This window comes from Hyphobacterium sp., from assembly GCF_043584775.1.
Lineage (GTDB): Bacteria > Pseudomonadota > Alphaproteobacteria > Caulobacterales > Maricaulaceae > Hyphobacterium.
On the sequence record NZ_CP121327.1, the window covers coordinates 1,602,162 to 1,624,291 of the forward strand.

Genomic DNA, 22,130 nt, shown 5'->3' on the forward strand with positions numbered 1-22,130 from the left:
AAAAACAGGAACACACACCACCTGACTCCCCCTCAAGCGGCCGGCCACGCGGGCGCAGTGTGAGGTGCCGGGCCTACTTCGCCTCCGGATCAAGCGGGCTTTGCCACGAAAAAGCGGAAGTGTGTCCCCGTTTTTTGAGCCGCGCGCCTCTCGCTCAATATAGGCTGGCACATCGTGTCCACTTCGCGTTAGTCTTTTTGCTCTTTTGGAAAGAGCAAATGCGAACGCTAATCCTTCTTTGTTCGATTATGGCTGCAGGATGCTCATTTGCGTCGAGCGACATGCGCCCTTTGAATTACATAGCCATTGCCGAAATCGGCAATGGGGACATCGAGTTGCCTACTCCAGCATGCGTCCGAGGGACGATATATGATCTCAGAGCGCTTGGGCATGATATGGTTTTTATGGGCCCCGATGGCTTCAGAGACTTTGCAATACTCAACGAGCGCAATGAGATATTATTTGGACGCGAGAGCTATTCGCAATCTCTTCGTGTCGATCAAGAACAGTCACTAAATTATTGGATTTCTTCTCTCAATCCGAGGGTCCGGATAGCTGAATTCGATCCGTTTACGGGCCGCTCATTTCCAGAAATTGCGGTTGTTTGCGGCACATTATCAGCGGATCGTCATGTTCCGCTCGGTTCCTTGTCGTGGGATTATACCATCAGCGATTGGCATTTACGCCAGGATTAGGTGTGTGTGGCAGCGTTGTCGTGTGTGGAAGCGCCCGCGTTAGCAAGGTTGATTTGGATGGTGGAGAAAAGCAGGAAAATGAGTAGGAAAATTGCCTCTATTTTGACTATTGCGTTTCTTCCTCTGACGATTTTTACAATATCGGTTGTTGGCGTGATTTTTGGGCCGCATTGGTATCCGCTCCTGTGGTTAGTTCTTTGTTTTGGTGCTTGGGGGCTAAGATTGGTTTGGAAGGCCGTCGAGCGGGATGAAAACACTTGATGGGGTCGGTCTAATAAATAGGAACACACACCCTGGCCCCCACTCCTCATGGCCTCCCCACCCGGCCGCCATTTTGGTCCTTTTGCTGTTATACTGTGCTAATACATTGAAATGGTAGAGCTGGCGGGCGTGGAAAGTGCCGGATGGGCGGTTGAGAGGCGCGGATGCCGCTCCGCCTGAGTTGTACGGCCTCGACCGAGAAAAGCAGGGGCACACACCAATTAATTGGCCCCCTCACGCGGCCGACCACGCCGAAAAATGGTGTGCCCTGTTTTTTGTGAATCTAAGCCTTCGACCGTCCCACGCTGTGGTCGAGTTTCGATATATCCGAGGCTCGACAAGCCCTTAAATGATTTCACTGAACATCATAGTCCCACTGCTTGAAAACGAAGCTAATGTTCAACGGTACAAGGGCTGGAGATTAGATCAATGCGGAAGGTGTTAGGAATAATTTGGCCGACAATTTCTGTCGGGTTACTCGTGAGCGGCTGTAACGGTATACAAAACAACATAGGTGCGCCGGATTCCAATGCTTCATTGTGCGAGATTGTTGAACGTCCCTTCGCAAGTCTTGGACAACAACAAGGTACTGAATATGAAGGTGACAGCTCGGTCTATGAATTTGCTGCCGAACAATACCAACAAAGTCTAATTTTATTGCAGGATTCAGAGTCGGCGGAGGACTCCGCTGCCGCGATTTCTACTCTTGAGAGGCTGGTTGCCTGTAATTATGGGCCAGCGCACTACACACTGGGGGCTGTGTATTCCGATGGCCGATTGGTTGAGTTGGATCACGCGCTAGCAGCGACATATTTCCAGTCTGCTGCAGAACATGGCTCTTTCGAAGCAATGTTCGCCTTAGGCTGGATGCATGAACATGGACAAGGCTTTCGCGTCGATACTGAAACTGCTTTCATGTGGTATGTCCTTTCACAGGACGGCCCAGAACGACTTGGAGTAGATCGAACAAATGCACTGACGCAAATCATGTCAGAGAGTGAGGTTCGGGAAGCCCAGTATCGCGCGGAAATTTGTCGAACTAGCTGGTACTTGGATTGCTAGCCAGCACAAGTATTGGCGGTATCCTCACTGATTTACGAACATAATTGATACCCTGCAATCCATCGCGTCCGGTGTGTGGGGTGATGGTTTCGCCCCTGCCGGGGCCTTCTTCGCCTGGCTTTGATCCACCGTCCCACCTTCCCCACCCGGTCGTCACTATTGTCTCTTTGCTGTTTCACTGTGCTAATACATTGAAATGATAGAACTGGCGGGACTGGAAAGTGCCGGATGGGCGCTCCTGAGGCGCGGATCGCCTCCGTTCGCGTGAGGCTGAGGCAACCGCCTTATCCCCTGCCCGCCGTCACCGCCTAGACTCTGCGGCTGATAGCCGTCTCCGGTCGTGACCTTGCGCGCCTCGCGCGTTCGGGCCGGGCTGCAAAACCCGCCGGACACGCGCTGAAAACAGTCGGAGACTGTCGGAGACCGTTGGAGACGGACTGGAGACTCGCGGGAGAGGCCGGAGAAGATGAAAACGCCCCGAAACACCTTGTGCCACACACATTTTGCGCCCGAGCCCGTCCGGCGCGCCGGCGCCATAATCGTAGTCGTAGTAGGAGACGAAAATCGCTATCCACGCCCCTTATCCACGCCCGGCGTGAAGACCGGCCGGGCCGGCCTGAAATTGGCCCGGTTTCATCTGCACAATCCGTACCGGACCGGAGGCAGGACTCGCGGGAGGGGAATCCCGATTACAATCCCCGCGCACATGCGCCATAGTCCGTCCCGACAGGAGGTGACAGCGTGATCAAGGCGATAATGGGACTCTTCAGGCGATCAGGCGGGGGCATGGCCGCCGCCGGCAAACGCGCCGCGCAAGCCAGCGCGGTGAAAGCGGCCGGTACGCATTCGCCGGGCGCGCATGCGGAAGTCTCCGAGGATGCGCGCGATGTTGAAAAAGCCCTCTTCTTCAAAAGCTTTCCGCGCCCGAAAATCATTGCCCTGCGCGCCTCCGAAGTCGATCACGAGGCCGCCCAGGCCTATGCCGAGAAAGCCCGGCGTTTCTTTGCCCACCCGATCAATCTCTTCAATCAGAGCAATGTCTTCTATGAGGAATCGGAAGCGGGATATATCGAGTCCATCTATGGCAATGAGGCGAAAAGCTCGGCTCTGTCGGGCGAGGAAGATGCGCCGAACGAGAAGCTGAAAACCATCGAGGAGGAAGACCGCTATTATGTCGGCACGCTGACGCGGATGCGGCATACGACCAATCAGAATACGGCGACCTATTTCCTGTGGCTGCTGACCGCCGGCATGGTGCTGGGCTTTGCGCCGTTTTTTGCCGCCTTCATCGATCATGCGCGCGGGCGCGACGTGTTTGCCGGGCTGCAGATCTTCCAGGATCAATGGATGCTGCTCAGCCTGATCGGGCCGGTCCTGGGGCTCGGTTTTGCGACCTTTTCCTATTATGTGAGCTACAAGAACCAGCAGATCCGCAACACGCAGAATTTCAACGGCTATATCGAAACGCGGCTGAACCGGATCAATACGATCCGCGCCGATGCGCTGAAGGAATCCGCCAATGCGGAGAAGGAAAAATCCAACGAGGCCGAAGTGCTGACCTCGGCGGTCGACTGGATGCTCTGCTATCACTGGATGATCTGGCGGTCCTTCCTGAACGAGCAGGGAATCCGCAATATTCTCTTCCAGATCCGGCGCAATACCGATCTTTATAAATGGGGCAGCTTTCTCATTCTGCTGGCCGCAAATGCCGGCTTTGTCGCCGCCAGTTTTTCCTTCGGTCTGGAATGGCATGAGGCGCTGACGATTTCGATCGCTGCGAATGTCTGGTTTGCCGTGCTGCCCTATTTCTACATTTTCCATATCTGCGCCGATCCCGCCTCTCTGGTGGAGCGCAAAATGTATGCGAGCGAGTGGGCGCGGTTTCACACCTCCGGCATCGACAAGGGGCTGGAGGATCAGATCCGGCGCGATAAGGGAGAAATCCTCCATTATCGCAACCGGTTGAAAAACGAGAACTTCTAGCGTCAGGCGGTGAGGACGACCTTGCCCTTGACGCGGCGCTCGATCAGATCGTCAAAGGCCTTGGTGACGTCTTCCAGCGGGTAGCTCGCCGAGACCATGGGCTTGATCTGGCCTTTCGAATAGAGCTCGAAAAGCTCGGCCATGTTCTTGCCGTTCTCTTTGGGGAATTGCCCGGCCCAGGCGCCCCAGAACACGCCGCGGATATCGCGGCTGTTCAGCAAGGCCAGGTTCAGCGGCATCTTCGGAATGTCGCCAGCGGCAAATCCGACCACCAGGAAGCGCCCGCCCCAACCAAGGCCGCGCATGGCCGGTTCCGAGAAGGGACCGCCCACGGCATCATAAACCACATCGGCGCCCTTGCCGCCGGTTAGCTCCTTGAGGCGGGCTTTCAGATCTTCGCTTTCATAATCAACGAGTTCGTCCGCCCCCGCCTGCTTTGCCGCCGCAAGCTTGTCCTCACCGCGCGCGCAGGCAATCACCCGCGCGCCATACGCCTTGCCCAGCTGGCAGGCCGCCGTGCCAACCCCGCCGCCCGCGCCCAGCACGACCAGCGTTTCGCCCGCCTTCAAATCGGCGCGCTGCTTCAGCGCATGGATCGTGGTGGCGTAAGTCGTGATCAGTGCCGCCGCTTCGTCAAACGGCATCGCATCCGGGATCGGCGCGGCCTGAACTGCCGCCGTGGAAACCTTTTCAGCAAAGCCGTTGAGCAGGGTCGCCGCAACCACGCGATCGCCGATCCTGAAGCCTTGCACGCCCTCGCCGATGGCCGAAACCGTGCCCGAGACTTCGCCGCCGGGAATGAAAGGCAAAGGCGGTTTCATCTGGTATTTGCCTTCGACCAGAAGGATGTCAGGGAAATTCACCCCCGCCGCCTTCACATCAATGACAATATGCCCGGCCTCGGCAACCGGGTCTTCGACGTCCTCGACGGTGAGTTGCTGGTAGGGCGCAAATTCCTTGCAAACAACGGCTTTCATCAACTCTCTCTCTTTGCTTTCGCTTCGTTCAAAATCAGTTGCTCAACATAGACGATATGGGTCTGAAGCACATAGACCTCGTCAAAAAAGGTCCAGGGCACATTCATTTTCCGCACGTCAGATTCCATGGCCGAAAGCCGGGCAAGCAAATCCGGAAAGTCCGGTGCTTCATCCTCGCGAAAAGCGCTCTGCTCCAGAAGTCGCAGATCCCGGTAATAGCGCTTGATCCGCCGATGTATTTGCCAGAGGTAGATCGGCGGCGCGGATTTGAACAATGGGAAGAGCAAGGTGAGAATCGGTATGGCCAGAATCCAGATGCGATCCACAAGATTGGCCGCCCAGAACGGCAAATAGCGCTGAAGGAAGGCCGGCCCGCCGCGATCAAAATATCGCGCAGCCTCGTCCGAAAGATCGAAAGTAACCAGATGCCGGTTCGGGAATTCAGCCGGCGCTGACAATACCGTGCCGTCCGTGAAATCAGCGTGCATTGCCTGCAGGAGCAGGGACTGAATGGCCGGATGCAAGTCTTCCTGCACAACGACGACGGCTGCAGCGGCGATGAGGCTAACATCCAATTCAGGAATATTCGCGGCCGGATCAAGCACGCCTTCGTACAGCGTTACGGTCGACAGATACGGTAACAACCGCACATAAGCCGGACCGCGCTCCATCTGCATCACAGAGATCGCCGGGTCAGCGACAAGATCGCGAATGTAGGCCCGATCCGGCGAGGTCATGAAAGCGGCCACATCTGCGTTTCCAGCGCGCAACGCTGCAGCAGCGGCGCTGCCGGCCTCTTCCACCCAAATGATGTCTTCAACGCCGTTCAACTCGAACAAGGCAGCAAGCAAAACACGCGTTCCCGACCCCACATCTCCCGCAGCTATCCGCAATCCCGCAAGGTCGCGAATATCGCTGACGGGGGGCCCGGCGGCTGTAAATATCCAGAGCGGCTCGTAAAAAAGAGCGCCCAGCGATTCGAGCCGCCCCATTGGGGCCAGTTCAGCACCGACCCCGCCTTGTATGATCGCAACGTCTGCGCTACCCGCCATCAAACGGTTGATGTTTTCCGCAGAGCCTGCCGTTGTAATCAATTCAACCGTAACGCCTTCACTTTCGAGAAAAGACGCAATCCGGCGCCCAGCCGCGCTATAGGCACCCCCGTCTGCGCCGGTCGCCAGCGTTATAGAACGGGGTGGCGCCGGGTCCAAAGACAAGGCAATCCAGAGCAGGATAAATGTCACGCTCAATGAAACGGCGACACCGCCGAACCAGAACGTTTTCTCACTCAAACTCAGGCTTCTCCAACGCGCCAGAATTTTACTCATCATTGCCCCTGCCCCCATTTGCCCGCGCTTCTATACGCGAGACGCGGCGCTCCAGGGAATTGAAATCGTCCCGATTGAGGAAAACATGGGGCCGCTCTTCGACGCGCGGCGGATCGGCGTCCATCGCGTCATACTGCTCGCTTACCCAGGCGGCCCAATCGTCATTTTCCAGCCATTCGGCGCGGCGCGCTGCGACTTCAGCCCAGTGTTGGTCGACATTCTCTGTCGTTATACGGACACCAAATTGATCTGGCGAAACGGGCGGAGCCGTCTCTTCGCCCAGCAATCTGTCCAGAATAGTCAGGCCCAGCGCCGGGCGATAATGCGATGGCTCATAATACCAGGGATTGACCGGATCACCGGAGTGGGCGGGCGGCGCGCTCTGTGAAACTTCGGAGAAGCCTGCAAAGTCCCAGACTTCCAACGGAGCGCCAGGAAAACACGGCGCGCGCGATTGCGACGGATGGCGAGCAGCTGCCAGCGTGACGAGATCACGCCGCAACTGAAGCTCGATATCGTCTATGCTTGTCCGCCAGCGCGCCTCTTCAATGCGGGAATGGATCGGATGGATAAATACCCGAACCTGAACGCCGCGGGCCAGCAAGGCATCAATACCGTGGAAAACGAATTCGGGGCGCTCGGGATCGTAAACAAAACCAAGATAGCTGCGGTAACGCTTTGCCAGCTCGGTATCAAAGCGTTCGCGAGAATTCTCAGGCGCATACGCTGTTTCCCAGTCGACATCAGAGCCGCCAGTCGCATTATCGATCACGGTTTGCAGCGCCCGCGCGAACGCATCCAGCGAGAGGGACGTCTGGATATGCGATTGCAATTGCGACCCACCGGCCAATGGCGTCAGCCAGTAGGTTGCATCAGCGCGCGGATAATCTCCGAACTCGCGAAGATCAAGGCCGATGACAGCACAGTCAACGTGCTCATTCTCGGCGGCGAGAACGGCTGCATTGGCAATTTCGAACGCATTCGTCCCGCCCATGGCCATATTCTCGAAACCACCCGGCCAATCGGGGATTTCGTACGGAAAGCCGTCATGCGAACGAGACGAGCCAAACAACAAGGTTCCTGCCTGCGTCTCCACGAGGCCATGACCGACCGCGACGCGATACCCATCTGCATGTGCCCGCGTCCGGCGCTCGTTGATCCCTGGAATCTCACTCCATTCGGAGACGTGATAGGGATCGACGATAAACGTAAATCCGCCAAAAAGAATCAGCCACGCGGCCAGCGTCAAAACGAGACGCACGGCATATCCCTTCATCGTCAGGGGCGGTTTCGGCCTAGAAGTTGTAATAGATAAACTCCGCAGTGTTCCAAGCGTTTACGATGGACAGAAAGAGAAGAAAGGCGAGCGTCCCGGAAATCCAGGGGCGAGTCGTGAAACGCAGGCCCTTTTGTGGCACCAATCCTGCGGTTTTGATGGTGACGTCATCGAACCAGTTGATGAAGATCGACGCTGTGTCTGGCAATCCCCAGACAATGGCAAGGCCGATCGCAATAGCGATAAAGGGCTCGTCACCGACACCCGGCCCGATACCGTTCAGTCCGGCCATGCCCCGCAGCATTTCGATGGCCGCATCAAAAGACGTTGCGCGGAAGAAAACCCAGGCGACAACCACAAACAGGAAGGTACAAATTACCGACACCCAGGGCGCCGATGGCAACAAACCATTCGGCCGAACCTTGTTCAGCCAGTTGCACCAACCCAGCGCGAGGCCATGCAGCGCGCCCCAGAAAACAAACGTCCAGGCCGCGCCATGCCAAAGCCCGCCGAGTAACATGACCACGGCCAGATTGATCGCTCGCCGCGCCTGACCGTGGCGATTACCGCCCAGCGGAATATAGAGATAATCGCGCAGGAATTGGGATAACGTAATGTGCCAACGGCGCCAGAAATCAATAATCGACCGGGCGCGGTATGGAGCATTAAAATTGATGGGTAGCTTGTACCCAAACATGCGCGCCAGACCGATGGCCATATCGGAGTAACCGGAGAAGTCGAAGAAAATCTGGAAGGTGTAACAAAGTGCGCCGGTCCAGGCTTCCAGCAGACCGACTTCATCGCCCCGTGCAGCGGCACCAAATGCGCTGGCCGCAAAAGGTTCAAAATTATCGGCGAGCAGAACTTTCTTGGAAATACCGATTGCAAATATCGACAATCCGATGCCGATATTCGCAGCCCAGTCATCCACCCGGTCCTTGTCTTCATACTGCGGCGCGATCTGATCATGGCGGACAATCGGACCCGCGATCAGCTGCGGAAAGAACGCCACAAACAACCCATGGCCGAGCCAGCCAGAGGGTTGGCTTTCCCGCCGGGCAACATCCACCAGAAAACTGATTTGCTGGAATGTGAAAAACGAAATTGCGAGAGGCAGAGCGAAACCAGGTAGCGGGAAATCAGTACCTGCAACGGTATTGATATTGCTCAGAAAAAAATCCGCGTACTTGAACAGACCTATACTGGCGAGGTTTACCACCACGCCAATCGCCAGCCAAGGCTGTGCCCCGCGCTTGGCGATGATCAACCCCAGTATGTGATTGACGATGATGGATCCGAGCAAAAGCGGCAGATACCGCACATCCCACCACGCATAGAATATGAAGCTGGCAACGGTTAGCGCGACCAATGCGGCATGGTGCGCCACCCAGCGGCGCAAGACGTAATAAATGCCAAGCGTCGCGGGCAGGAAAAGAAACAGAAATTCAAAGGAATTGAAAAGCATTCATCCGCCCCACGCGCGATCGCAAATAGACGGTGTTTCACACATAGGGTCAATTCGGGCCCGCAGCCATACATTCAGCACTGAATGCTTCCATTCATTCAGCTTTCATCTCATGATCCCTGACCATTGATTTTGGGGAGACAAGAATGAGCGTTATCGACAAGGCACTGGAAACACAGCTGTCCAATATTGAAAACAAGACCGGCAAACCGCGTGCTGAGTTGGCCAAGGACATACTCCGCCAGGGCCTCACCAAGCATGGCGAAATGGTCAGCTGGGTGAAGGACAATTGGGGGCTGGGACATGGCGACGCCAACACAATCGTTCATGTCGCCCGGCGGTCAGTTGAGACCAGGCCGGCAAGCAATGATCCGCTTGATGAAATTTATGTCGGTCCAAAAGCCCATCAACGCGCCATTCATGACGCGCTGATGGAGCGCATCAAAGAATTTGGTGACTTCGAAACTGCGCCAAAGAAGAACTATGTTGCGCTGCGTCGCCAGAAGCAATTTGCCATGCTTGGCCCGAAGACGAAGGACCGCTTTGAAATGGGCATTAATCTGAAAGAGGATGCAGACCATCCGTTGATGAAACCAGTCAAGCCGGGCGGCATGTGCCAGTACATTGTTTCATTGCATTCCGTCGACGAGATTGATGATGGCATCATCGCCATCGCAAAGCGGGCTTATGATGCTGCAGGGTAGCCCGGTCGAATGAACCGCGGGGCATTCCCTGTTTCAGTCGACATTCAGCTTGCCAGAGTGATGCTGGCTGGATGAAACTGATGTACTCACGGGGAGGCTTGCCATGCTGTTTCGTTTTCTGATTACCATTGGGTCCATGCTGGGCTTTGTTACCGGCGGGCTGGACCTGCTCGAACGTTTCGGCGTTCCGGTCAATCAATGGCTCTCGGGACTTCCGGATATTATTTCAGGCCTGTTCTTCCGCTTCGGGCTTTTCGTGGACGAGACCGCCGTCGCGGTTTTTGGCGCGCCCGACGCGGAAATGAGCGTGCGGAGTCAGTCGGTTGAAAACGGCGACATTGATGGTGTCGCGGCCGCAAGCCCGATGATGACCGGATCGCCTGACCAGGCGTTGTGGATCTCCGGAGCGTTTACGCTCGTCATGCTCTTTATTCTGCTTGTCGCGATGCGGCGAACCGGGAGATAGCTTGCTGGATGAAATGGTGCCCGGGGACAGAATTGAACTGCCGACACGCGGATTTTCAATCCGCTGCTCTACCAACTGAGCTACCCGGGCGCTCGATGGCCTTCGCGTAAAAGGCCTTCGGAGAGGCGGGTTTATAGGCGGCAGATTGCGGCCTGTCCACGCCCTCTTGCGCTCAAAGGTCAGTCTTCTGCAGAGGAGTCGATTGCGCCTGCAGGCGCGGGCTCTCCCGGTATGGCGTAGTCATCCGCCAGCCAATTGCCCAGATCCGCATCCGCACAGCGTTTTGAGCAGAAAGGCAGCCATTTGGCCTCAGCCGGCTTTTTACAGATCGGACACTTCACCTTGGTCATTTTACCGCGACAACCTCCGCATAATCCCTTGCGGCGTCCTGCCGCGATTCGAGCGAAAAGCGAGGACCTACGCGGTCGGTCAAAGCGGCGCGCCAATCGATTTGCCCGGCTTCCAGCCATGCCGAGATAACAGATGAGGCGCGCAACACCAGCCTGGCCGACCGATTGCTTTGCGCTTCGGTTTCCAGCAGCCGTAGCGCTTTCAGTGCCAGTGTTTCGCCCGTTTCCTGTCCGGTTTCGTTATGCAGAACTTCCGCCACAGACCGTCCGGTACGCTGGCGAACCAATTCGATCAATCCGAAAGGCGACATGGGCAAAACATCTATGCGCGCCGCATCCGGCTTGAGCGCACGTTTCAAAGCGCCCTCGACCGACTTGCGGTCCGGCTGAGCGCGCAAATGCAGACAATCAATCACGACATTGCCGCCAATGCCGCGCAGGCGGAGTTGCCGCGCGATTTCAGGCATAGCTGCCAGATTGAGGTCCAGCGCCAGCTTCCGCCCGGCATTTGCCGTCCGACCGGCGCTGTCGATATCAATTGCGGTCAGCGCTGACGTCGGCTCGATGGCCAATGCACCGCCCCCGGGCACAGGCACTCTGGTCGCTATCGCCGCGTCAATCGCGCCGGAAATATCAATGCCGACTTCGTCCGCCCAGACGGCATCAGCTTCGGGAAAGCGGCGCAACAAGCGCTCGGCAAGGTTGGCATCCGCCTCTAGCAGGCAAGGCGCATCTTCGCTGCTTTCGAAATCAGCCATTGCCAATGTCGGGCCCTTTTCGGCGAAGGCCTCGCGCGTGACCCTCACAGAGACCGCAGCACCTTCATGCAGACCCACGGGTCGCCCCGCTTTGCCAAATGGGAGAAACCCCGGCTCGCCGCGACCCAGTTCGACAAAGGCGGCATTGAGCGCACCCTCTACCTTCCGCACACGCCCCAGATAGAGCTCGCCTGTATAGGCGCGACGGCCCTGCTCGCTCCATCGATCAAAATGGAGTTCAACGATCTGTCCGTTTTCGATGACGGCGGCGCGGGTTTCGCCGACCCATTCCTCAACGGCGATCTGGCGTTTCATGAGACCATCACCGGATAGCCAAACCCGCGAAGCATGTTGGCTGTTTCATAGAGCGGTAGGCCCATTACACCCGAATAGGACCCGGCAAGGCGCATGACGAAAGCTTCGGCCATACCCTGTATGCCGTAACCACCCGCCTTTCCTTTCCATTCGCCGCTGGCGATGTAGGCATCAATTTCTTCAAATGAGAGGCGTTTGAACGAAACACGGGTTTCCACAAGCCGCGAAGCGGTGCGGCCATCCGGCGCGATCAGTGCAACGCCGGTCCAGACCCGGTGATTGCGGCCGGACAATAATTCTAGACAGGTTCGCGCGCTCTTTTCGTCTTCCGTTTTGGGAAGAATGCGCCGGCCAACGCCCACGACAGTATCGGAACCCAAAACAAGCGCCGTATCAGATACGACCGCGCCCGCCTTCGACCGCGCCAGACGTTCTGCCAATTGCCGCGGAGTTTCTCCGGGAATTTCGGATTCATCAATATCCGCGGGGCGGATTTCATCCGGCTCGACGCCAATACGGCGCAAGAGCTCCAAACGCCGCGGAGACGCGCTGGCCAGCACAAGGCGCAAGGGCTCAGTCATGCCAGCAACACGTCCAGGAATTACTTGAAGCGATAAGTGATCCGGCCTTTGGTCAGATCATACGGCGTCATCTCGACAAGCACCTTGTCGCCCGCCAGAACGCGAATACGGTTCTTGCGCATCTTGCCCGCCGTGTGGGCAATGATTTCGTGGTCGTTTTCCAGTTTCACGCGGAAGGTGGCATTCGGAAGCAATTCCGTCACCTCGCCGGGAAACTCCAATAGTTCTTCTTTCGCCATAGGCTCCTCATCTGGCGGTGAATCAACGCTCGACCATATCACAAATGGCCCAGCGGCGCGGTATATAGACGTGGGCGATGCAACAAGTCGAGCCCAAATCCTGTTAATTCATGCGGGGATCAGCTGCTGCCGGCGCGGTGGTGCAAGGCCCCGATCAGCGTAAACAGTCGGCGAGCCGTTTCAAAATCAACGTCGATTTTGCCAAGGAAGCGTTCCCGCAACAGCTCGGCCCCTTCATTGTGCACACCGCGGCGCCCCATATCGATGGCCTCGATCTGCGCCAAAGAAGAGTCCCGAACCGCTTCGTGATAGCTCTCGCAGATCATGAAATAGTCTTTGAAAATTCCCCGGAATGGTCCGAGTGAAAACATGAATGCGTGAACCGGCTCACCGTCTTCGGTTTTAACCTCTATCGCGAGCTTGCCATCATCTATCGACAAATTGACCGCATAAGGCCCCAGATTTTCACCGTCCGGGGAAAAGAAATTCGAGTCGAGCAAATCTGATATGGCAACGCGCCGCTCTCGATCTGCAGTCGTGTCGCCGCCCGGCAGTCCGAGCAAATCAATCGAGACAATATATTCTGAAGCGCTCATTTGCCGGTCTCGTGTTTCGGCCGGCTTTTCGCAGGCCAAGGCTCGGACACATCTACGAGCAAGGCATCAATGCACTCCACTTCGAGGCGCAGTTCGCCTCCTCCGGAAAAGGCAAACAGGATTTCGCCGCCCGGCGCTTCGCCGGGTTGGAATGACAAGGATAGCAGAGACACAATCGCTTCAGGCGAATCCTGTTTCAATCGCTTGGACTGAACCTTCAAAACACCGGAAACATCCAGCGCCGAGCGCGTTCGCCAACCCTGCGCTCCCTTGCCGTCTTCCCAGCGAAAACGATTGAACACGGCCGTGAACCGGCGCGCCCTCCGATCGGCACTGAAATCACCCAGCTGCGCGACGGCATCCTGGAGGGCCGCCGAAATCACGGACAGGTCGTCAGCATCTTCTGCCGCAAGCCTGATTGGTTGGCGTCGTGCCACAGCCCGGTCCTATTCCTTTATCCGCTCGATATCTGCGCCACAGCCGGCCAGCTTGGCTTCCAGATGCTCGAATCCCCGATCGAGATGATAGACTCGCCCGATTGTGGTTTCACCTGCGGCAACCAGTCCCGCTATGACCAGTGACACGGATGCCCTCAAATCTGTTGCCATCACAGGCGCTCCGCGAAGCGACTCGACACCGGTGACGATGGCCTCATTGCCGCGCAAGTCGATTTTTGCGCCCATGCGCATCAGTTCGGGCGCGTGCATGAACCTGTTTTCGAAGATCGTCTCGCGGATCACGGACCGTCCATCGGCCACACACATAGCCGCCATGAACTGGGCCTGCTCATCGGTTGGAAAGCCCGGGTATGGGCGCGTTTCCATATCGGTGGCTGCCAGTCGATCGCCACTGGCAATCACGCGGACACCGTCCTTTTCCGCTTTCAGGGCCGCGCCCGCTGCGCTCATTCGATCCCAAAGGGCCGTATTATGTTTCCAGACTGCGTCACGCAGCAGCACTTCGCCGCCGGCTGTGGCAACCGCCAGGGCATAAGTTCCGGTTTCGATACGATCCGGCACAACCGCATGCTCAGCGCCGCGTAGCCGATCAACGCCTTCAATGAGTATCGTGGAGCTCCCCGCCCCCGACACCTTGGCTCCCATGGCATTCAGGCAATCGGCGAGGTCCTGAATTTCCGGTTCGCGCGCCGCATTCTCAAGAACAGTGTCACCCTTCGCGAGAACCGCTGCGAGCATAGCGTGTTCAGTTGCGCCGACGGATACAAAAGGAAAATCGATCTGTGCGCCAATCAAGCCTTTTTCGGCTTTGGCTTCCACATAGCCATCCGACAGCTCAATTTTTGCGCCCAGCGCTTCGAGCGCTTTAAGGTGAAGGTCGACCGGCCGCGCGCCGATTGCGCAGCCGCCCGGCAGGGAGACACGCGCCTGACCGTTTCGCGCCAAAAGCGGTCCAAGGACGTTGAAGCTCGCGCGCATTTTCCGGACGAGATCGTAGGGCGCTTCCGCGCTGGCCAATCGAGCGGTGTGGAGCGTCATGCTTGCCGCATCGCGCTCGACAGTTGCGCCGAGATGATTCAGAAGCCCGGAAAGAAACCGCGTGTCAGCCAAGTCCGGCATACGCGTCAGCGTCAGCTTTTCATCGGTCAGCAACGTCGCGACCATAAGCTTGAGCGCCGAGTTCTTGGCCCCGGATATGATCACCTCGCCCTTCAAAGGGTGACCGCCTCGCACTTTTATTGAATCCATAAAAACCTGCCTTCGAGAAAATCCGGTATCAGTTCAAATGCGGCCAATGACCATTTCAAGGCGATTTGGCAGCCTTTACAGCTGCCTTTCGGCGACGCAGGTTTTTCCGAAGCGCCTCTGCGAGACGGTCTTCGCGCTTGTTTTTTGGCGGGGCGGCCTTGGCCCCCTCGCCTTTTGAATCTTTGATACTCATAGGCCTTGATGTGACGCCGCTGCACCTTCTCGTCAAGCCGCACTTGGCGAGCGCGACAGCATAGGTTATACGCCGCGATCCATGGCTTTGGCCGCAGTAGCTCAGTGGTAGAGCGCATCATTGGTAATGATGAGGTCGGCAGTTCAATCCTGCCTTGCGGCACCATTCTATGACCCTTTTTAACGAAATCGTCCCATTCCAAATTGGCCACCACCCGACCGGTGATGGCCATGAATTGTATTGGGAGAGATGCGGAAAACGCGGCGGCGTGCCGATCGTCTTTCTCCACGGTGGCCCCGGATCTGGCTGCACGCCTTCCCATCGGCGTTATTTTGACCCGGATGTTTTCGACGTTGTTCTTTTTGATCAACGCGGTTGTGGGCGCTCCAGGCCTTTATTCGCCCTCGATGGAAATACGACGCAAAACCAGATTGCTGATCTTGAATCGCTCAGAAAATTATTCGGTTTCAAAAAATGGATCGTGATGGGGCCGTCATGGGGCTCCACCCTGACTCTCGCTTATGCGCAAGCCCATCCCGAATCGGTATCCGGCATTCTGGTCGAAGGTGTTTTTCTGGCCACGGAGTCCGAATTTGCGTGGTGGCATACTGAACCCGGTGCCCCCAGCCTCTTTCCCGATGCTTTCGAAGTCTTCATGGCTCAGGAGGAAAGGCCCGAAAGAGCCAAAATCAGCGCGTTTTTCCAATCTGCATGCAACGCTATGACGGCCGAAATCGAGAGCGGAATGCCTGTGCTGGCGCGCATGTCAGACACAAATGCTTCTCTCGACGAATTGCGTACATCCCTGCTCTATCGCTGGACCGAATACGAAGACCGCATTTCCTGGCTGGATGCTTCGCCCCAACATGTCCGCGAAAGCCTTGCCTCAAGGGGAGCGGATTTTGTGGCTTGCCACTCGTTGATCGAGGCTCACTACTTTGCCAATGGGTGTTTTCTTGAGCCGGGTCAATTGATCCGCGATGCTCATCGCCTCGGCGAAATTCCCATGGAAATTGTCCAGAGCCGATATGACGTCGTTTGTCCGCCAGACGCTGGCTATCGGCTCAAGCAGGCCTGCCCACATGCCCGGCTGACCATGATCACGCGAAATGGTCACGCGATGACCGAGGCGGTTTATCCCGCCGTGTTGGAAGCCTTGGCCAGACTGGCCAGTTCAGCCAGCTAGTGACGTGGCAATGGACGCGCACGGTCTCCAAACCACCACAAGGTGGCGGCACTGGCCGTGAAGGCAATATTTCCGATAAAATAGCCCACGAACTCCGCTTCCAATTCATCAGCAATAAAATGATCGGCCGTGCCGTTCATGACAGCGAAGAACACGATTAGGTAGAGCAACCATAAAAGCGGCGTCAGCACCGGACGAACAAGCGCGCGAACGGCGGATACCCAAGCATATCCGGATTCCAGGGCCGCATCGCCGCGTAAACTTTCCTCAAGCGCTTCGAATCGCGACGACTGCAAGGCCGTTGCGCGCTGGCTGTCAGCGGCGGAGACAGCATTGCGTGCCCGCATTTCTTCCAGTTGCAATTCATGCGTCCAGCGTTCGCGTTCCTGACCCAGCTCAGCCCTTCGTTCAAAATATCCCGTAACTCGTCCCAATGCAGTTCCGAGCGTTCCAAGCAGCCCGCCTGACAGGGCCGACGCGCCCAATTCGGCAATGTCCATAATTCTATTCCTCCTGACTCAATGGTTCGAGAATGACAACGGGCTCAATGACTGGCAGCCCCGATGCTGCATCAGCCGGGCGGGCGGCGCATAAAAGCTGGTATTCGGCATTGTCGGCTGCAGCGGGAATGAAGCGAATATCAGAGCCATTCGTTACCCGAACGACTTCTCTCGCTGCGGTTTCAAATCTGTATTCCATCATGGGCCTCCTAGAGCTCAGCGCTTGCTGTTGCATGGGCGCGTGCGACAACCAGGCCGGAGTGGGTTGCGGACTGAAAACTCACGCCGCTTGACGCGATGGAGAGAGGCGTTCCGGAAAGGTCAGTTCCGGACGCATCAATTTTTCCGCTTGCTCCGGTCGCAGGAGAGTAAAGCGCAAGCGATGGGCTTCCGCGCATTTCGACCGGAAACCGCCAGTCAAACACCGCAGTCGTCGATGGGCCGCTCGTTGTACTCGTAAGGCTACCGTTTGTCGTCGAGCTGCCCGGCTCGGTTCCCTGAGGCCAGGTTTTGACGAAATAGCGCTGGCACAGGCGTAGATTTTCGGCCTCACCCACGCGTTCAAACCGGCTGGCAATCGGGCCGCATTCCAACTGAACATCTGCAATATCTATGTCGACCGATGTCTCGCCACCCAGAAGATAGAATTCGAGGCTGAGATAGTGGCCCGGGCCGAGCGTCTTGCCTGTCAGACTGGTCACGGTGACGGGCACAACAAATCTTTTCCAGCCCGTAGCGAGCGCAATGGAATCCTGAGCGATCTGATCCGTCGTTGATCCGCCGGCCCCGAAATAGCGGCGCAGCCGCGAAATGATTCCGATGCTGCGGGAAGCCCGTGCATAGAAGCTTAATGTGGCATCGCCTTCCGGAAGCGCGCGGACATTCTCAATCCGTTGCTCGATCCATGGATTCCCGCTGGCCGTACCGGTCAGGGCCCATCGCATAAAGTGCGACGGCGCACCGGAGATGTCGGCCTGCCCTGGCGTGAAGTCCTCCTGCGATATGTCAGCCGACATGCCGCCACCGGAGACAAAAAGCCACCGGTCCAGTGTGTAGGTTCCGGCCGGCACGCTGTTGAAGTTCAAGCCGCGCTGGGCAATTGAGAAGTCCCCATTGATGATCAGATTGCGCCGTTGCCCGGGTGCTGTTCCATTGATAGCCGCGACGCTCATGCCCTCGCTGGCCGGAACCGACAGCCGCGTGGGCGATATCCGCAATAACTCGGACCAAGTCGCGCCATCCGCGCTCATTTTGAGCAGGAGATCGTCGTCACCAATCAACCCCAGCTCCGCGCGTCCGGAAAATCCGCTCTGAAAGATCAGCGACAGGACATCGCCTTCGCTCTCCTTATTCAACGTATATCGAAGGTCGCCGGTCCCGCCTTCGCCAGTTGTGCGAGCCGTCCAGAGCGAGGCATTGAGTTTGGCGGAAAAGGGATTGGCCATATCGGCCGTGGTCCCAAGCCCCAGCAGGCCGAGATTCTGCAGGCTATCAAGCGTTTCCTCTACATCGACCCACCCAAATCCGTCGAAAAAGCCAAATCTGGCTTCGTCGCTGATCCAGACGATCAGCCCTTCGAATGCCGGGATTTCTGTCCATTCGCCATCACGGTACGCCGCAAGATTATGCTCGGCCATCAAGGACCACTGGTCGCCCGAGTGCGTTGCCGTCAGAATGTACAGGTCGCCTTCGCTGGGGCTGACCGGTTGATCGTCGGTGAGACGGCTTTGAACGCAAGGCTGAACAAGGGCATCCAGAATCCGAAAACTCTCATTCACCGTGACATGTTTCTGGGCCTGAGCGGCCATTACGTATTCAAGCCCCAGGCGCGGGGACGTTTCTGTGGTCATGTGCCGCAAAACTCCTTCATCCGGCCTGCAGGCTAGATGCAGGAAAGGCCCGTGCGGATAAGCATTTATGCTATCCATGCCCTTCCGGCTTGACCTCGGGCCGGGCACACGCCTTTTTCTTGCCAGAACCACGGCCAGCAGGATTTTTTGATGACCGAAACGCTCCACGCCCTGATTGATGGATTACCCGCCGCGCAGGCAGATGACTGGCGCGCTCTGGCTGACAAAGCGCTCCGCGGTGCAGATTTTGACGCAACGCTCATTCGGAAAACGGCCGATGGAATCGCGCGCGGGCCCGTTTTTTTCTCCGCTGAACGTACCGGAAATGCTGCTCCGCAACGCGCGGATGCACATTTGCCCTGGCAAATTCGGCAAATCTTCACCGAGGCCAATCCATCGATCGCAAATGCGGCGATACTGGCTGATCTGATGGGCGGTGTCTCGGAAATTGGCTTGCGCATTGATTCCGATGGCGCGAGCGGAATTGCAATCAATGAGGTCGATGATCTCGCCGCCGTATTGGATGGCGTGGATACCACCATCGCGCCAGCCTTTCTGGAACCGGGCCATGATTTCGACGCTGAAGGTTTTGCGGCCTGGATGAAGGCTTCTGGAGCGCCTGTCGCTGGCTTGGCCCTTGATGCTGCCGATCCTAGTCTGGCGGAACTGGCGAAAGCCCATCCGTCGTACCGCATCGCCAGCGTAGATGCGCGCGCTATCCACGAAACTGGCGGCACCGAGGCCCAGGAGTTGGCCTTGGCGGCTGCCGGGTATGCAGAAGCCATCGGCAGGCTTATGGAAGCCGACGTAACGGTCGAACAAGCCACCGCCCAAGTGGAAATCATACTTGCTGCCGATGCGGATATTCATCTGACAATCTCGAAGATCCGGGCCGGCTATCTGCTGGCACTGAATATTCTTGAGGCCTACGGCGCGACGAAAGCCAAGCCGCAATTGCGCGCGGTAACGTCCGGCAGAATGATGACGCGGCAAGACCCGTGGACAAACATGATCCGGACCTCGGCGGCCGGATTTGCCGCCGCAGCGGCCGGCGTTTCTGTCCTTACCGTTCTGCCCGCCACTTATGCCCTGGGGCGGCCTGACCGGTTGGCGCGACGCGCTGCGCGCAATCTGCAAATCCTGTTGCAGGAAGAGGCCCATATCGGGGCCGTTGCGGACCCGGCGGCTGGATCCAATCTGCATGAACACCTGACGCAAGCACTGGCAGAACGGGCCTGGCGCCTGTTCCAGTCAATTGAAAGCGATGGCGGCTACAGCGCCCTCTCCGAAAGTAGCACATTCACCCAAGACGTGACGGCAGCGCGGCAGGCCTTGCAAAAGCAATACGAAAGCGGTGAACGGGTGCTATTCGGAATTAATCGCTATGCCGCGCCGGATTTGCGCGAAATGAAATTCGATGCCGGTCAGTTGCCGCCCTCGAGCCTCTCCCTGTTTCCGGCCATACGCCTCGAAGACGCCGCCATGGCAGGAGCGAACTCATGAGCCAGCGCATCGACTTCAGCCGTCGGGACTTTCGTTCGGTCGCCAGCAGTGTAGCCGGGGATACAGCACCTTGGCGCTCGCCCGAAAATATCGACATCAAGGCACACTATGACGCCGCCGACAGCGATGAGCGCCTTCGCCAGACGATTCCGGGAGCAGCGCCCTTTATTCGTGGCCCCTATCCGACCATGTTCCTGCAGCGTGCCTGGACCATCCGTCAATATGCCGGTTTTTCAACGGCAAAGGACTCCAACGCATTCTACCGCAGGAATCTGGCTGCAGGTCAGAAAGGCTTGTCGGTCGCCTTCGATCTGGCAACTCACCGAGGCTATGACAGCGACCATCCTCGCGTGGCCGGCGATGTGGGTATGGCGGGGGTTGCCATCGATTCCATCTACGACATGCGCGAATTATTCGACGGGATACCGCTCGACGAGATGAGTGTGTCGATGACGATGAATGGTGCCGTATTGCCGATTCTGGCGCTCTTTATTGCCGCCGCCGAAGAACAGGGTGTGAAGCCGGAACAACTTTCAGGAACCATCCAGAACGACATCCTGAAAGAATTTATGGTGCGGAACACCTATATCTATCCGCCCCAGCCATCAATGCGGATCATCTCGGATATCTTCGCTTATACCGCTGAAAATATGCCGAAATTTAATTCCATTTCGATTTCCGGCTATCACATGCAAGAGGCCGGAGCGCCTGCTGATATCGAACTCGCCTACACGATTGCCGACGGGCTGGAATACATCAAAACCGGCGTTGATGCCGGGCTGGATGTAGACCGGTTTGCCCCCCGCCTGTCGTTCTTCTTCGGCATCGGCATGAATGTGTTCATGGAAATCGCCAAGCTGCGGGCGGCCCGCCTGTTGTGGGCCGGTCTGGTGCAGGAGCGGTTCTCGCCCAAATCAGATAAATCCATCTGCCTTAGGACCCATTGCCAGACATCCGGCTGGTCCCTGACGGCACAGGACGTGTTCAACAATGTCGGCCGCACGGCGCTGGAAGCCATCGCTGCAATTGATGGCCATACCCAGTCGCTGCATACAAACTCGCTGGATGAAGCACTCGCCTTGCCCACGGACTTTTCAGCGCGGATCGCGCGAAATACGCAGCTGGCGCTCGCGGAGGAAAGCCGCCTCATCGACTCGATCGATCCCTGGGGCGGGTCCTATTATGTCGAAAGCCTGACCCAGGATCTTGCTGCGCGCGCCCTGGAGCATATTCGCGAAATCGACGCGCTGGGCGGCATGGCGAATGCCATTGCCGAGGGCACGCCCAAACTACGGATTGAGGAAGCGGCCGCGCGAACCCAGGCCCGGATTGATAGTGGCCAGCAGACGATTGTCGGGATCAACAAGTTCATTCTCGACGAAGACGAGGACGTCCCGGTTCTGAAGGTCGACAATTATCAGGTTCGAAAGGAACAGGAAGAAAAGCTGAAGCGCCTGAAGGCAGAACGCGATGATGATCTTGTTCAGGAAAAACTGACCGCTTTGACACGGGCCGCGTCAGAGGGCGGCAATTTGCTCGCGCTTTGCGTCGAGGCGGCCCGCGCGAAAGCCACGGTGGACGAAATGTCCGCCGCTATGGAACGCGTTTTCAATCGTCATGAAGCCGACATCAAAGTCATCAAAGGCGTCTACGCGGAAGAGGCCGGGAAAGATCCAAAAGTCGCCGCAGCACTCAGAGCTGCTGCTGATTTTGAAGCCCGCACCGGACGCAAACCCAAGATCCTGATCGCGAAGCTGGGTCAGGACGGCCATGATCGCGGCCAGAAAGTCGTCGCATCGGCCTTTGCCGATATGGGATGGGAAGTCGTGATCGGCCCCCTTTTCCAGACACCGGAGGAAGCCGCCGAACTGGCCGACACAGAGAATGTGCATGCCGCAGCGATGTCGTCGCTGGCCGCGGGCCACCTGACCCTCTTGCCGGAATTGCGGAATGCCTTGCGTGATCGGGGCCGGGAGGACATGCTGGTGATCGTCGGCGGTGTTATCCCGCCTGACGATGAGCCGGTATTGCGCCAGATGGGCGCGGCGGCGGTTTTCCCGCCCGGCACGGTCATTGCCGATAGCGCTCTGAATCTGCTCGAGCGGATGGAGGTCACGGTCAAGGCTTAAGGAGGTA

At 57.3% G+C, this 22,130-nt stretch carries 22 protein-coding genes and 2 tRNA genes; 9 read left to right on the plus strand and 15 right to left on the minus strand.

Translation table 11 applies throughout. The features are described from left to right. Positions 1 to 218: 218 nt before the first annotated feature. From P0D52_RS07970 to P0D52_RS07980, 3 genes are all read left to right on the plus strand, one after another. Complete coding sequence (locus P0D52_RS07970; protein WP_394692137.1) at positions 219 to 695, plus strand: hypothetical protein; 477 nt, start codon at positions 219 to 221, stop codon at positions 693 to 695. 690 nt (positions 696 to 1,385) lie between these two features. Continuing rightward, positions 1,386 to 2,018 (plus strand): tetratricopeptide repeat protein, encoded by a 633-nt coding sequence (locus P0D52_RS07975; protein ID WP_394692138.1) that lies wholly within the window; start codon positions 1,386 to 1,388, stop codon positions 2,016 to 2,018. A 741-nt stretch (positions 2,019 to 2,759) separates the two neighbouring features. Then, entirely contained in the window at positions 2,760 to 4,001 is a 1,242-nt protein-coding gene (locus P0D52_RS07980; RefSeq protein WP_394692139.1) for a hypothetical protein, read from the plus strand. Between the two features lie 2 nt (positions 4,002 to 4,003). Here the strand turns inward: P0D52_RS07980 and P0D52_RS07985 are convergent, their stop codons facing one another. From P0D52_RS07985 to P0D52_RS08000, 4 genes are read right to left on the minus strand one after another with little or no spacing between them, the layout of a single operon-like run. Then, the gene (locus P0D52_RS07985) at positions 4,004 to 4,978 is read right to left on the minus strand and encodes an NADPH:quinone oxidoreductase family protein (RefSeq protein ID WP_394692140.1); all 975 of its coding nucleotides are present in this window, start codon (positions 4,976 to 4,978) and stop codon (positions 4,004 to 4,006) included. Then, positions 4,978 to 6,270, minus strand: a complete 1,293-nt coding sequence (locus P0D52_RS07990; protein ID WP_394692141.1) for a TAXI family TRAP transporter solute-binding subunit — start codon at positions 6,268 to 6,270, stop codon at positions 4,978 to 4,980. The genes P0D52_RS07985 and P0D52_RS07990 overlap by 1 nt, the downstream gene beginning before the upstream one ends. A 28-nt stretch (positions 6,271 to 6,298) precedes the next feature. After that, positions 6,299 to 7,567, minus strand: coding sequence for a hypothetical protein (locus P0D52_RS07995; RefSeq protein WP_394692142.1), 1,269 nt, complete (start codon positions 7,565 to 7,567; stop codon positions 6,299 to 6,301). A gap of 34 nt (positions 7,568 to 7,601) precedes the next feature. Next, a complete protein-coding gene (locus tag P0D52_RS08000) occupies positions 7,602 to 9,047 on the minus strand; it encodes an MBOAT family O-acyltransferase (protein ID WP_394692143.1) in 1,446 nt (481 codons plus the stop codon). 146 nt (positions 9,048 to 9,193) lie between these two features. Between P0D52_RS08000 and P0D52_RS08005 the strand changes: the two genes are divergently transcribed. Both P0D52_RS08005 and P0D52_RS08010 read left to right on the plus strand, forming a co-directional pair. Next, positions 9,194 to 9,751: a DUF5655 domain-containing protein gene (locus tag P0D52_RS08005; protein WP_394692144.1), complete on the plus strand. Its 558-nt coding sequence runs from the start codon at positions 9,194 to 9,196 to the stop codon at positions 9,749 to 9,751. A 103-nt stretch (positions 9,752 to 9,854) separates the two neighbouring features. After that, positions 9,855 to 10,217: a hypothetical protein gene (locus P0D52_RS08010; RefSeq protein ID WP_394692145.1), complete on the plus strand. Its 363-nt coding sequence runs from the start codon at positions 9,855 to 9,857 to the stop codon at positions 10,215 to 10,217. A 14-nt stretch (positions 10,218 to 10,231) separates the two neighbouring features. Here the strand turns inward: P0D52_RS08010 and P0D52_RS08015 are convergent. From P0D52_RS08015 to murA, 8 genes are all read right to left on the minus strand, one after another. Then, a tRNA-Phe gene (locus P0D52_RS08015) sits at positions 10,232 to 10,307 on the minus strand. An 89-nt stretch (positions 10,308 to 10,396) separates the two neighbouring features. Then, complete coding sequence (locus P0D52_RS08020; protein ID WP_394692146.1) at positions 10,397 to 10,567, minus strand: DNA gyrase inhibitor YacG; 171 nt, start codon at positions 10,565 to 10,567, stop codon at positions 10,397 to 10,399. Next, positions 10,564 to 11,640 carry a ribonuclease E/G gene (locus P0D52_RS08025; protein ID WP_394692147.1) on the minus strand — a complete coding sequence of 359 codons (1,077 nt, stop codon included), beginning with the start codon at positions 11,638 to 11,640 and terminating at the stop codon, positions 10,564 to 10,566. The genes P0D52_RS08020 and P0D52_RS08025 overlap by 4 nt, the downstream gene beginning before the upstream one ends. After that, positions 11,637 to 12,221 carry a Maf family protein gene (locus tag P0D52_RS08030; protein WP_394692148.1) on the minus strand — a complete coding sequence of 195 codons (585 nt, stop codon included), beginning with the start codon at positions 12,219 to 12,221 and terminating at the stop codon, positions 11,637 to 11,639. Before P0D52_RS08030 ends, P0D52_RS08025 begins: the two co-directional genes overlap by 4 nt. Positions 12,222 to 12,241: 20 nt before the next feature. Then, positions 12,242 to 12,460 (minus strand): translation initiation factor IF-1, encoded by a 219-nt coding sequence (gene infA / locus P0D52_RS08035; protein ID WP_019961978.1) that lies wholly within the window; start codon positions 12,458 to 12,460, stop codon positions 12,242 to 12,244. 119 nt (positions 12,461 to 12,579) lie between these two features. Then, positions 12,580 to 13,056: a UPF0262 family protein gene (locus P0D52_RS08040; RefSeq protein WP_394692149.1), complete on the minus strand. Its 477-nt coding sequence runs from the start codon at positions 13,054 to 13,056 to the stop codon at positions 12,580 to 12,582. Next, the gene (locus P0D52_RS08045) at positions 13,053 to 13,493 is read right to left on the minus strand and encodes a DUF2948 family protein (RefSeq protein WP_394692150.1); all 441 of its coding nucleotides are present in this window, start codon (positions 13,491 to 13,493) and stop codon (positions 13,053 to 13,055) included. The genes P0D52_RS08040 and P0D52_RS08045 overlap by 4 nt, the downstream gene beginning before the upstream one ends. 9 nt (positions 13,494 to 13,502) lie before the next feature. After that, positions 13,503 to 14,762, minus strand: a complete 1,260-nt coding sequence (murA, locus tag P0D52_RS08050) for a UDP-N-acetylglucosamine 1-carboxyvinyltransferase (protein WP_394692151.1) — start codon at positions 14,760 to 14,762, stop codon at positions 13,503 to 13,505. A 283-nt stretch (positions 14,763 to 15,045) separates the two neighbouring features. Between murA and P0D52_RS08055 the strand changes: the two genes are divergently transcribed. Both P0D52_RS08055 and P0D52_RS08060 read left to right on the plus strand, forming a co-directional pair. Further along, a tRNA-Thr gene (locus P0D52_RS08055) sits at positions 15,046 to 15,120 on the plus strand. Between the two features lie 103 nt (positions 15,121 to 15,223). Beyond that, positions 15,224 to 16,141, plus strand: a complete 918-nt coding sequence (locus tag P0D52_RS08060; RefSeq protein WP_394692152.1) for an alpha/beta fold hydrolase — start codon at positions 15,224 to 15,226, stop codon at positions 16,139 to 16,141. On the opposite strand, the gene P0D52_RS08065 is transcribed toward P0D52_RS08060, so the two are convergent. Genes P0D52_RS08065 through P0D52_RS08075 form a run of 3 tightly spaced genes read right to left on the minus strand, consistent with a single transcriptional unit; the run spans position 16,138 to position 18,491 of the window. Next, positions 16,138 to 16,641, minus strand: a complete 504-nt coding sequence (locus P0D52_RS08065; protein WP_394692153.1) for a hypothetical protein — start codon at positions 16,639 to 16,641, stop codon at positions 16,138 to 16,140. The two genes, P0D52_RS08060 and P0D52_RS08065, sit on opposite strands and share 4 nt — an antisense overlap. A 4-nt stretch (positions 16,642 to 16,645) precedes the next feature. Then, positions 16,646 to 16,843, minus strand: coding sequence for a hypothetical protein (locus P0D52_RS08070; RefSeq protein WP_394692154.1), 198 nt, complete (start codon positions 16,841 to 16,843; stop codon positions 16,646 to 16,648). A gap of 7 nt (positions 16,844 to 16,850) precedes the next feature. Beyond that, positions 16,851 to 18,491: a DUF2793 domain-containing protein gene (locus P0D52_RS08075; protein WP_394692155.1), complete on the minus strand. Its 1,641-nt coding sequence runs from the start codon at positions 18,489 to 18,491 to the stop codon at positions 16,851 to 16,853. Between the two features lie 150 nt (positions 18,492 to 18,641). Here P0D52_RS08075 and P0D52_RS08080 point away from each other — a divergent pair, with 150 nt between their 5' ends. Together P0D52_RS08080 and scpA are read left to right on the plus strand one after the other, a co-directional pair. Then, on the plus strand, positions 18,642 to 19,994 hold the full coding sequence (locus P0D52_RS08080; protein ID WP_394692156.1) for a methylmalonyl-CoA mutase family protein: 1,353 nt from the start codon (positions 18,642 to 18,644) through the stop codon (positions 19,992 to 19,994). Next, a complete protein-coding gene (scpA, locus tag P0D52_RS08085) occupies positions 19,991 to 22,123 on the plus strand; it encodes a methylmalonyl-CoA mutase (RefSeq protein ID WP_394692157.1) in 2,133 nt (710 codons plus the stop codon). The genes P0D52_RS08080 and scpA overlap by 4 nt, the downstream gene beginning before the upstream one ends. Positions 22,124 to 22,130: the final 7 nt, after the last annotated feature.